Origin of the sequence: Staphylococcus microti (assembly GCF_000934465.1) — a bacterium.
Lineage (GTDB): Bacteria > Bacillota > Bacilli > Staphylococcales > Staphylococcaceae > Staphylococcus > Staphylococcus microti.
In genome coordinates this window covers 1-12120 of sequence record NZ_JXWY01000008.1, presented here as the reverse complement: position 1 = coordinate 12120, position 12120 = coordinate 1, and the positions used below count along the sequence as shown (strand labels likewise).

Annotated in this window: 9 protein-coding genes; 1 reads left to right on the top strand and 8 read right to left on the bottom strand. The window is 40.4% G+C overall.

Annotated elements, in window-relative coordinates:
• Nucleotides 1–205: 205 nt before the first annotated feature.
• The 8 genes from gtfB to TP70_RS12845 form a co-directional block, all read right to left on the bottom strand.
• On the bottom strand, nt 206–1546 hold the full coding sequence (gene gtfB / locus TP70_RS01555; RefSeq protein WP_044358845.1) for an accessory Sec system glycosylation chaperone GtfB: 1341 nt from the start codon (nt 1544–1546) through the stop codon (nt 206–208).
• Nucleotides 1539–3047: an accessory Sec system glycosyltransferase GtfA gene (gtfA, locus tag TP70_RS01550; RefSeq protein WP_044358843.1), complete on the bottom strand. Its 1509-nt coding sequence runs from the start codon at nt 3045–3047 to the stop codon at nt 1539–1541. Before gtfA ends, gtfB begins: the two co-directional genes overlap by 8 nt.
• Before the next feature lie 16 nt (nt 3048–3063).
• Complete coding sequence (secA2, locus tag TP70_RS01545) at nt 3064–5454, bottom strand: accessory Sec system translocase SecA2 (protein WP_044358841.1); 2391 nt, start codon at nt 5452–5454, stop codon at nt 3064–3066.
• A complete protein-coding gene (asp3, locus tag TP70_RS11740) occupies nt 5451–6335 on the bottom strand; it encodes an accessory Sec system protein Asp3 (protein ID WP_052502855.1) in 885 nt (294 codons plus the stop codon). Before asp3 ends, secA2 begins: the two co-directional genes overlap by 4 nt.
• Before the next feature lies 1 nt (nt 6336).
• A complete protein-coding gene (asp2, locus tag TP70_RS01535; protein ID WP_044358840.1) occupies nt 6337–7875 on the bottom strand; it encodes an accessory Sec system protein Asp2 in 1539 nt (512 codons plus the stop codon).
• A complete protein-coding gene (asp1, locus tag TP70_RS01530; protein WP_044358839.1) occupies nt 7865–9403 on the bottom strand; it encodes an accessory Sec system protein Asp1 in 1539 nt (512 codons plus the stop codon). The genes asp2 and asp1 overlap by 11 nt, the downstream gene beginning before the upstream one ends.
• Before the next feature lie 10 nt (nt 9404–9413).
• The gene (gene secY2, locus TP70_RS01525; RefSeq protein ID WP_044358838.1) at nt 9414–10637 is read right to left on the bottom strand and encodes an accessory Sec system protein translocase subunit SecY2; all 1224 of its coding nucleotides are present in this window, start codon (nt 10635–10637) and stop codon (nt 9414–9416) included.
• 116 nt (nt 10638–10753) lie between these two features.
• Complete coding sequence (locus tag TP70_RS12845) at nt 10754–10975, bottom strand: LPXTG cell wall anchor domain-containing protein (protein ID WP_052502854.1); 222 nt, start codon at nt 10973–10975, stop codon at nt 10754–10756.
• Here TP70_RS12845 and TP70_RS12840 point away from each other — a divergent pair.
• Nucleotides 10974–12120, top strand: a 1147-nt coding sequence (locus TP70_RS12840) for a hypothetical protein (protein WP_044358846.1), incomplete at its 3' end; no start/stop codon positions are given. The two genes, TP70_RS12845 and TP70_RS12840, sit on opposite strands and share 2 nt — an antisense overlap.

The following is a 12120-nucleotide window of genomic DNA, read 5'->3' as shown; positions in this document are numbered from 1 at the left end:
CCCTTGTCTTTCGCTAACAGTTCCTACTACCAAGCCTGTAACGGACTTTCACCGTCAAGTTATTACCCATGCCGGGCGCACAGCAAAAATGTAAGAAGAAACTTTTCTGATTTCCTCTTACATTTTATTTGTTAGACAGTCTACGTTTGGTGGAGGGGAAAGACGAATAGTCAACTAATGACTTTTCTCCTACTCGACTCATATTTTACTTAGATACTCTTGTCATAACACGATTGAAATCTTTGGCGTCGATTTCATGTACATGTTTTTTCTGATAAGATAAGCGAACTTTAAAGTAACGTTTTTTCAACTGCACATCTTTCATAGCTGTAATTAATTGTTCTGGCCCTTGTACCTTATCAAATAAGTTTTCAGGTGCTGTGTAGACAATATTATGTGCGTTTTGCTGATAACCTAAGATGAGTAAATCATGGTCAAAAGCGGTACGCACGGCGTTAATAATTTCGCCACCTTCATTAATATCTAAATAGATGTCACATGATTGATAAAGTTTGTGCACTGTTTCAATCTCAATGGCTGGGAATAGCTTCACATTGGCATAACGCTCCATTGCCATCAGCTTATCTGACATCTCTGTAACAGCCCCAATATGGAACATCGCATTCGGACATGCTTGAACGATATGCTCTAAATGCGGTAACTGATCTGAATTCGTCATCGTCACAACATTTGCTGTGTACATATTTTGACGTTTGTAATTATAAATATAACCTGATTCAAACACATAACGTCGCTCAGATTTTGTCATACGTGCAGTCAACATTTGATATTCATGCGCATCTGGCACGACCACTTGAAAACGTCTCGCATGATTGCCTTGCAACATAAACGTCATATTTCCCGGGACATGTCCGCCACTTTGTTCTTGCCAAAATAGCACACAATTTCCTGGCGTATTTAAACGATAAACCGCAGAAAACGGCAAGCCTAATGAATTAATAACAAATGCACTTGTATCCAATGCCATCGCTTTAAAGAAGAAATGAATAAACTGCACTTTATTGCTGAAATGATGGGCCTTACCTTGCCAATGGACAATGATAGACTTGGCTATAAAATTCTCATATATCACTTCAAGCCCTTGCTGATCGATATATCGACGGAAGAGTTTTTGACCTCTCGTATTATAAACTGTCTGCGCAAAGTTCACACCGTGTTGTGTGTAATGATCGACATACTGCACACGACCTTGTGTATCTAACCATTCGACATCGCTTACAATACGCGGCTTACTTCCGTGATGATAGTGAATCTTCGCACGTTCTACGCCCAAATCTTTAACTGTTGCTTCACTACTATTCCCTTTAATTTCCCAATAGCGTGGGACTTCTACTTGATTGAAATAGCGTGGCTTTTCATCGCCTGTCAGTTGATAGTTTGCAAAAAACTGATAAGGTGTCATGATTTGCTCCGGTAAGAAACCATCATCTTCCAAAACAATTGTTTGATGCGCATGACCTGCGAGTTGCAACGTGTCATACAACGTTCGTGCTTGGTTATCAAAACGCTCAAATAGATTAATCATGTGTTACCTCCCAAATCAAGTCTTGCCATTTTTGTTGCACTTCTGGTGTTAAATATGGACGTGCAAGATGATATGACGTGCGATGTGGTTGCTTCGGTCCATCATTGAAAAATCGAATGATGTGCTGTGCATATTGTGATACGATCTCATCTGTCGCTGTTTCTTTAACATTAATAGGAATGAGATAGCCATTCTTTTCATGTCGAATAAAAGTCGGATTTCCATAATTTACATCAAAACCAATCATGCCAAGGCCAGAGCCAACTGCTTCTAACAGTGTCAGACCAAAACCTTCACTTGTTGATGCAGAAACGAACAATTTATAGTTTGCATAAACATCATCAAGCTTGACGTGTCCTTTTAAATGAATAAAGTCGTGTGCTTGATGTTCATCAATAATAGATTGCAGCATGCCTTTTTGGCCACCTTCGCCATAAATATCAAATTGAAGCTCAGGCACGGATTGTTTTGCAATAATTGCAGCACGTACTAACCAGTCGATATGCTTTTCACTCGCCAATCGTGAAGCGCTGATCATTGAGTACGGACGTCTCTTTTTATCTGGATATTTGAGTTCGTGCACACTGCCGACAGGGATCGTCACGACGCGCGGTTTCACGCCTAGATAATGCTCAAATTGTGCTGTTAAAATCTCATTTTGCAAGTCTGTCGCAGTAATATAAAAATCAATAGCGTCATGTTGACTAAATTGATATTCGTAGTAGTTATTCCATAAAACATGATCATCATCTGTCGCATGAACACTAAAATGCTCTGCATGTACGACCACACCAATTTTGCTATCCCCTGCATTTTGTATAATCGCTTGTCCAACGTCTGTCGCACGATCGAGTATAAGGATATCTTCCGATGTCAGTTCAAGACATTCGATAAAATACGCCACAAAAGCTTCTCGATTGTAAAATTTGCGATCAGGGAAAGCATACAAATTAGTCTCTCCATCAATATATTCCGTATAAGCAACTGTGCCATTTTCATTATAAAACTGACGCATATATACTTTTGCAACGCCATCACTCGGTGCATAATACTCAGAAAATGTACGCACGTAGCTATAATAATCTTTGCGTACAAGCATCCCATTAATCACAAATTCCGCACGGTCGACAATATCTTTATCTGCATCTTTTAAATAGCATGTAATAAAGTTCCCTTCACCTTCTAAGTAAAGGCGCTTAATCTTATTTTCATGCGTTTCACGTACAACTGGTTCTGCAATATCATTCATAATATCAGCCACCGTATAAGATGTTGGTGCAATCGGAATATCGGTAAAATATTGATACAGCCATAGCACCTCATTATCACGGAAACCAATGTTTTCTGTTAATGTTTGGATATTTTCATTGCTAATAAATTCTAAAAACACGAATTTTTTAGAGACATCCAGCCCTCTGAGCAACTTCGCACGATAAATCTGTGCATACTCGACACCACTACTCGCCCAGCCGATACCAAAGTTAATACTATAAATTGTCACGTTTCATGTCACCTCTCTAGTTTGGAAAATGTACGACCAAATCGCCGCGCTTATCAAATGACGGTACGCTTTGGCATAAATTATTAACAATATCCACCTTTACGGCGTCACGCATTGACTCAAAAGATGCTAAAGCAACGCGGTGATATTCAAAAATAGCGTTACGCTGACCATTTTGACGATTGTTGATACTACCACGCAATTGTTGCAAGCGGTCGACTTGTTGAATCCAATTGCTATCAATCGCTTTAAGTATTGCTTTTTGAATAAAACGCATGTACATGTACGGCTCATTAATGAATTGTTGTTGTGCGATCAAACGCTGTTCAAACAACGATACGAGCTGTTCGACAACTGAACGTTCATCATTCAAGTCGATCTCATCAAAATGTCCTTTAAATTGAAAACTAATGTGCTGATAAATATAATCACGCACTTTTGCTTCTGTGTTCAGTGACTGTGTGTGATAGGCACGTTGAAAGACTTCACGTGCAAGCTGACGCAGTGCCATTTTATCTATGTCCCATTGTTCCAGCACACGATCACGTTCTGCATAAATGATGTCACGTTGTGCACTCAAACTTTTCTCATATTCATTCGCCATTTCACGAATTGCAATCCCTTGCTCTTCAGACACACGTTGTGCACGTGTCACAATATGTTTCACACGTTGTTGAAAGAGTCGACTCTCATGCAAGCCTTGACTGCTAATGCGTTCGAGCTGTACTTTATCTAACAATTTGCTCTTGCCCCAGCGCTGTACAACGTAGTCTTCAAGTGAAATATAGATTTGTGAACTGCCGGGATCTCCTTGACGGCCGGCACGCCCACGTAATTGACGATCGACACGACTATTTTCCATATGCTCACTTACAATGACAGCAAGTCCACCTAATTCTTTAACACCATCGGCAAGTTTAATATCTGTTCCACGCCCTGCCATACTCGTTGCAACTGTCACAGCACGCAATTGCCCAGCTTCTGCAATCATTTGTGCTTCTTTCGCAACATTTTGCGCAATCAACAAGTTGTTCGGTATATCACGTTCAAAAAACTGCATTGAGAAATACTCTGCCATTTCGGCTGTTCGAGTAATGAGCAACACCGGACGTTGCATCTCATAGAGTGCACAGACACGCTCGATAATTGCTTCATTTTTAGCATCTACATCTGTAAATACAAGATCTGGGTAATCTTCACGTATAATCGGCTTATCTGTCGGTATTTGTACAACCACTTTGCTATACAAATCAAGAAATTCTTTCTCCCCTAACTTACTCGTTCCAGACATTCCGGCAAACATCGTAAACTGGCGGAATAAGTTTTGAAATGTAATAGACGCCATCGCACTCATATCTTGTGAAATTTCAACGCCTTCTTTCGCTTCAATCGCCTGATGCAAACCTGATTGTAGTTTCGTTCCAGGCATCATACGTCCTGTGACACGATCAATCAACACAACTTCCCCATCATAAATAAAGTAATCGAAGTTTGCTTCAAATAGATAATGTGCACGCAAGGATAAGTTAATATTGCGTACTAAATCGAAGTGAGGCACATCATACATATTATCGACACCAAAATACGCATTCGCTGCCGCAATACCTGCTGGCGTTAACCATATCGCTTTCTCTTTTTCCTTTATTTCAAAATGTGTTTCAGGTTCTAACGTCTCAACAAAATTTTTCGTAATGTCAAAAAGGTTCGACTGAAGACGTGGCGCCCCAGAAATGACGAGTGGCGTTTGTGCAGCATCTAACACGATAGAGTCTATCTCATCAATAAGACCATAGTATAGCTTCGGTAAAAACTTGCCTTCTTGACCGTCAGCAAGATGATCAATTAAATAATCAAAACCAAGACGCCCATTCGTTGTATAAATAATATCGTGCGCATAAATCGCCTTTTTTTCACCCGGCTCATACTCATAATCCGGTTCATCTACAAAGCCTAACGCAATCGATAAACCAAGCCATTCAAATAAAGGCGTCATCTCTTCACAGTCTCGACGCGCCAAATAATCATTCGTCGTAATCAAGTAAGCCCCTTTACCCGTCAATCCATGAAGGTACAGAGGCATCGTTGCCGTCAGCGTCTTACCTTCTCCCGTTTGCATTTCTGGAATATTTCCTTCATGCATCACAATCGCACCGAGTACTTGCACATCTTTCGGATACATACCGAGCACACGCCAACTCGCCTCTCTCGCAACCGCATACGCCTCTGGTAATAGTTCTGACAGTGACGCCCCTTGTTGCAATCGTTGTCGAAATTCGCCTGTCTTCGCTTGCAATTCCGCATCGCTTAATTGACGACATGTCGTATACCATGCATTGACACGTCTTAAATGCTTCGAGAGTCGCTTTAGTCGTCCCTCATTAATTATATGATTTATGCGTTGCTTCATGCGTCTATGCCTCCATTTAAACGTCCCCTATCCAACGCTTTCAATCTGTGATTCACGTGAAACATAGGGGAAATCAAACTGTGTGTAGATGTAGATGACATTCTTCCACCATATTGATATACATTGCTATGTTGCTGTTCAAATGACGCAACATCTGCTGATACCCATGCCGTTTCACCTAAACGTTCTGCTAATCTGCATGCCATTTCATTTGTATGTGTTGTATAGCCAATGAAATTCACCGTATAGCCTTGTTGTAACGGTTGAACGCAATGCGCGATTGTTTTCAAATCTTCATATCGTCCATTTTCTACTAAAATCACATTGTGCAATCCTTGTAATGCATCACGCGTAAGCCCTGCTTCATCTACAAGAACCACATTGATTGTTGATGTATGTGCCACTTCATTCATAATGGTTGAAATCGTCAACTCTGACATCACTTGATCATCAGCTTGTGCTGTAATTTGAATTGCACGAAAACAAATAGATGTCGCCGCTGCGTTAATCATTTGTAGCTCATATGAAAATGCTGCTTCAGGATACGTAATCTCTGCTTCTTTTTGCTGTATAATCGCCTGATCAAGCACGACACCGTTACGCTTTTTAAAAATGACCTTAAAATAAACATGTCCTTCAGGTACCACATCATAATCGAACGTAAAGCGGTACGTATGTCCTTGTTTTAATATAGGCAATTGCGGAATGATTTTATCTGTATGATACACTGTCATCATCTTCCAAACATGAATCACACGACCGGAAGGCATCAAAGCATTTTCAAAGTAAGTCGCATCTTGATCTATTTTTAAATGCGTACCATACATAAACGTATCTGGTGTTATTTGCGTCCATCGTACCGTAAAACTTTGCTTCTGCATTTTATCGCTCCCTTCCGAATTGGCTTTCTAGTATCATGTTGTAGAAGTTAACAAACCAACTTGTAATTGTTGGCGAGTCATCATTATGTCGCCCTGGCACGCCCCTTTGCATGACACGTGCATGCTGACGACTTAATATTGGCAATAACATATCGAACGCTTGCTTGTCATAGTCATCGTGAATCATATAAGCAATTGCAAACGTTGTATTTGAAAAGTTCGCTTGCTTAAACTGATGCCAAAATTTATCGTTCAGTTGTTGAACCGCATCTGTGTTTAATGCTCCTGTATTTTTACGTAAAACATCCAGCGATGTCCCAAAATCTTCTGGTCGAACTAATGCCATATTTTCTGCCACTGTTCCAATATTAATCAATGGCTTACCTACAATAATTGCCGCCGGATTCAATTTTGCACCATAATACAAAGCACCAAATGAGCCCATCGAAAGTCCCGATAAGACTAACTGATCTCGCTCGAAACCAAGGCGATATAGACCATCTTGAATCACTTGTTGAATTGCACGCTCATAGTCTTCTGAACCAAGATAAAAGCTTCCTCCTTCAACACGCGGATCACTAATTAAAATAAAAGGCGACTTGAGCTGATTCATCATAAAGAACCCTTCAAAGCCTTCTGCAGAACGATACCCGCTAAAATAGACGTTGAGCGGTGGTTTCATATCACCAGGACTAAAGTAATGGATAAATTCATTGCGTGTATCATCTGCATAACGTGAACCACCTAAAATGAACTGTCCCATGTCGAGTCGTGACCAACGTTTATGTACAGCCCCTACACGAATCGTACCATTTCCTTTAGCACGCATAGAAATAATGACATGCGCATTATAATCACGTCTCGGAATTTCTAAAGGTTTTTCTAAACCTTCATGGCGTAGTAGAAATGTTTCAGCAACTGTATCTGCACGATGCACGGGTACTAATCGAAAGACGAACTCTACGTCAACATCTCCCGTCAATGTGTATTCAGGCCAAATTTGTATGACTTTATCTTGGTCATAGACGATATAACGTCGCCATGTTAATAATGGCTTCATCTCGTCACCAAAATCTCCCGACACGACAAACACATCGTTCCCTTCATAATGTGACGTTCCATCAAACGGACGTTGTAACATACAATTAATCGGCGAGATTTTGTCACCATATTGTCCTGGAAATGTGACTGCATATAACTTATCGATTCTATCAGCTTCATCATGATACACAAATGGACGCATGATATACTGTTGAATCGTCGGATCATTGATATATGCATCGTCCCAATATACTTGGTCTATATACGTTGTATACGGACGACTCAATGATGCCAATCTGTTTATTAAAGTGTCGGAATAAGGCATTTGAACATAGATAAAGTTAAACTCCCCTAATTCTTTTAGCGACTCTGCAACGGCAGGATCATCTATCACAGCATCTTCCGCAGACATATAATGCCAAATCGTCGATGCTTTATGTTGGAAAGCATCGGACAGATCTTGACCGCCAATTTGTAACACTTTAAACTTACGCGCCATGATTTTCACCTTCAATCAATGCGTCTAATTGCACAATAATTTTATCGGAAGCATACTTTTTAGCTAGCTTCATCGCATAGGCATACGATTGATTCCAGTTTTTCAACTTGATCAAATAATAGTCCAATGCTTCTTGTAATGTCGTGTCATTCTCTAGAACATGTCCATTCATTTCATGCACGACATAATCTGTCGTACGCATATTAATTTGCGGAATACCCGCACTCAAACAACTAATTTGTAAAAACAGATCCGGCTCATGTGAGAGATCAATAACGATACGTAACGTTGAAAGGGCTTCGATTATATCCACTTCAAATGGCACACTTTTAATCTCAACATAATCAATCGGCTCGTCTTCTTTCATCAACTCTCGTTCTGCTTCTGACACTTTTTCAGAAACGTTCATCTGTTCATTAATAGTCGCAACATTTTGTTTCAGCCATTGTGGCAACAAATATTGATGACGTTTCGATAGCAACACGATTCTTAAAGACGTATCCTCACGAATATAATCAACGAGTTGCGCTAAACTGTCAGCCAGTCGTGTATCTTCCAAGCCATCCACCCATAATCCGATATATGTTTCATGTAACTGACTACTGATATTCGGCAACATTTGTGCATCGAAAGGTGTAATACGCATCAGGCGATTCGACAATTGCTTCGTCGCGCGATATGTGATCAAGCGTTGCTCATTCTCTAACGTATCAACTAACCAACTCGCTTCACGGTCCAACGTTTCAAACTGTGCATCTGATGCTTGAAGGCGCTGTTGAAATACAGAATAACAACGTTTATTGGCTGAAAAAATATCAGCAAGCATCGCGTTGTGACAAACATCAGCCGCAATCACAATGGCGTCTGGTTGTGCCATCTCTTGATCGCGATAATGTATTAAATACTCCTTAATAACTGCCTCCATAGATGGGTAATACGATTCTACAAAGTGCGTCTGGTACTGTGGATTCACACGGACTTTCCCGTCAGACAATTGCACTTCTAAAATCCAATCACCCTCTTGCGTCAAATACTGTTGCTTCGTCGTGGTACCTTGTTCATCATAATACGCAATTTGCGACACATAGCCACGGTCATCAATAATATAGCAATATTGTTGAACAGCTGATTGAAACACCGCAATTCTCGACATATAACCATCTTGACTAAAGTAAATATCAGCGTGCATATCATCAGGCATGAGTGCACGAATCATTGACGGTAAGTACAAAAATTCCGTACCTTCTGGCCAATCCAATTGTCGATAATCAACGGCTTGTGGTGTTTGATGTGTAAAGCCCTGTATTTCATCAAAGACAGACCAGTATGCAGCATCAAACAACTCGTAACGATGTAAAAATGTACGTAAATTCGGTGTGTAGTTCAATACGAGCAATTGAAATGGTTGTTCATTTTGATGATGCATCGACATAAGGCTGATCATATCATCAAACGCTGTTGCTTGTTGATCCGCACGATTTTGCCACCAATGCTGTTCAGGATACCAAGCAGGAATGAAATATTTCATAAAATTCTCCTTACCAATACTTTGTTAAAAACGGTTTATATTTGTCGAAATAGAGATATGTTCGAATCGTTTCGGAAATGTTAATGCTGATATACATCATAATCATCAACTGGATCACGAAATAAATTTGCTGAGATAAGTGCGGTATTAAAAGTGACAAGTAAAGTGGCACGCCGATAATCACGCCAACAATTAACGAACCTGTCCAACAAATAATCCGTGCTTTGTGATTGAGATAACGTGCCGTTTCATCACCCGGCGCCACCCCATCAAAATAGTGACTTGCTTTCAAAAAGTCTTTAGATTTCTGTTTCGTGTTAATTAACAACCTTGACAACGCATAACCCAGCACAACTTGTAGCATGATATAAAATGTCACGCCAACAGGATGCCCTAGCTCCAAAATATGTAGTTGCTTATTTCGATCAATCGCGAAATGTAAGATTAAATTAAGCAAACTATTAAATAGAATAAATACAGACAAACTAATCATGATTGAAATACTTCCCGCAGGATTTAACTTCCAAGCTACAAAAGAATGTGTCTGGTCACCTTCAACATGCATAATGTCGCGATACGGAATGCGATATTCTACGAGCTCCAAACATAGCAAAATCAACATGACGAGTACGATTAAAACAATCATGCAAATCAATGCAATATAGTCGATGTCAATATTCGTTGCGTGTTGGCGAACTGTAGAACGTATAATGCTGAGCAATACGATTGGCATCGCTCCTGCAATACCATAGCGCACATTTTGATCTGCTAGCCAAATAAGTAACATCGTCCCTGCTATAAGAATGAGTAACAATAATGCGATTGTTGAACTTTTTGTTTTTTCAATGTCTACATGTTGAGAAACAACGAAAAAACCTTGAACCAAACTAAATGCCAATGCCAACAATTTCTCCTGGTAATGCTTTTCCCTACGTGTCATCTGCATCATCTTCTCAAGATTTCTATAACGTAGAAACATTAGGACGATCATCGCAGTTAACCATGGACCAAGTCCTAATGAGAAAATATTCAATGTCAGAATATCTCCACCTACGTTTGATACCGCAAGTTGATAGAAATCATGTGTGTCAGTCAACCCTTTTGAATTACTCAAAATCGGAATGCGACTGCCTAATATGTATATAAATAAAATGATGAATGTAAATGCTAGGCGCTTATATATAATTTTGTATTCGTACTGATGTAATATGCGATGTAATAAGTTGTTCTTCACGTTAAACCTCTTTTAAAAACATGGTGCCAAAGAGGCAAGCACCACAATATTTGAACTGCTTTTAGCGCTCAAACTTGTACGGTATGTTGCCTCTTTAACACATGTTGTTCTATTTATTATTGCTCAGACTGTTCTTGTTGTTTCTCTTTTTTAGACTTTCTAAGTAAGCCCATTCCACCAAGTAATGCTGCAACGCCACCCATCAATCCGTAACTGTTCTCTGATGATTGACCAGTTTCTGGAAGCTGTTCTTTGCCATTTTCTGACATAGATGTGCTATGAGACGCTGAACTTTGTGACATAGACTCACTTGTGTGCATTGATGTCGATGTACTCATGCTTGCTGAAGCTGATGTACTCATTGATGTTGAGGCACTTTCGCTCATTGAAGTTGATGTGCTCATTGACATTGACTCACTCATACTTACTGAAGTTGAAGTACTCATTGACGCTGATGCACTTTCACTCATTGAAGTTGAAGCACTCATGCTTGCTGAGTCGCTTTCGCTCATTGATACTGAGTCACTCATACTTACTGATGTTGATGTGCTCATTGACGCTGAGTCACTCATACTCATTGATGTTGATGTGCTCATGCTCGCTGAGTCGCTTTCGCTCACTGATGTTGAATCACTCATGCTCGCTGAGTCACTCATACTCATTGATGTTGATGTGCTCATGCTCGCTGATGCACTTTCACTTACTGATGTTGACGTGCTCATGCTCACTGAGTCGCTTTCACTCATTGATGTTGAATCACTCATGCTTGCTGAGTCACTCTCACTTACTGATGTTGAGTCGCTCATTGATGCTGAGTCACTCATACTCATTGAAGTCGATGTACTCATTGATGCTGAATCACTTTCGCTCACTGATGTTGAATTACTCATGCTCGCTGAGTCGCTTTCACTCACTGATGTTGACGTGCTCATGCTTGCTGAATCACTTTCGCTCATTGATGTTGAATCACTCATGCTCGCTGAGTCGCTTTCACTTACTGATGTTGACGTGCTCATGCTCGCTGAGTCGCTCTCACTTACTGATGTTGAGTCGCTCATTGATGCTGAGTCGCTTTCGCTCACTGATGTTGAATTACTCATGCTCGCTGAGTCGCTTTCACTTACTGATGTTGATGTGCTCATGCTCGCTGAGTCACTTTCGCTCATTGATGTTGAATCACTCATGCTCGCTGAGTCACTCTCACTCACTGAAGTTGACGTACTCATGCTTGCTGAGTCGCTTTCACTTACTGATGTTGAGTCGCTCATTGATGCCGAGTCACTTTCGCTTACTGATGTTGACGTGCTCATGCTTGCTGAGTCGCTTTCACTCATTGATGTTGATGTGCTCATGCTCACTGATGCACTTTCACTCATTGATGTTGATGTACTCATTGACGCTGAGTCACTTTCGCTCATTGATGTCGATGTGCTCATGCTTGCTGAGTCGCTCTCACTCACTGATGTTGAAGTGCTCATGCTTG